Source organism: Brachymonas moutaii (nom. illeg.), from assembly GCF_049977365.1.
Lineage (GTDB): Bacteria > Pseudomonadota > Gammaproteobacteria > Burkholderiales > Burkholderiaceae_C > Brachymonas.
The window spans coordinates 1-279 of sequence record NZ_JBNGEN010000046.1 but is presented as its reverse complement, the minus strand read 5'-3'; the positions used below and the strand labels follow the sequence as shown (position 1 = coordinate 279).

At 55.2% G+C, this 279-nt stretch carries 1 protein-coding gene; it reads right to left on the bottom strand.

All coding sequences use genetic code 11. The features are described 5' to 3' along the window. On the bottom strand, positions 1 to 180 hold a 180-nt coding region (locus ACP2WS_RS11355; RefSeq protein ID WP_426460863.1), incomplete at its 3' end, for a hypothetical protein. Positions 181 to 279 lie beyond the last annotated feature (99 nt).

The window sequence follows — 279 nt, the reverse complement described above, 5'->3', positions numbered from 1 at the left end:
GGTCTCGCCCTCTGCACCTGTAGCAGAGAATCCAAACCCTACTGCAACAAATTCCCATTCACAGGCTGGCCGTCCTTCCCAGAAAACTTCATCCACCAGGGGGTCGGTCGCAAATGTGCCCCGATATTCTTTATCTGATATTCGTGTGAGCGAAAATGGGACCACTCCATCTGGAGCCATGATGGTTCCGGCCGGGAAACCATGGGGTACCCCGCAAGCTGGATTTTTTCCCTGCATGCTGACCGATGCGCCAAAGCTGGAAAACGGACCCGGTGCGTC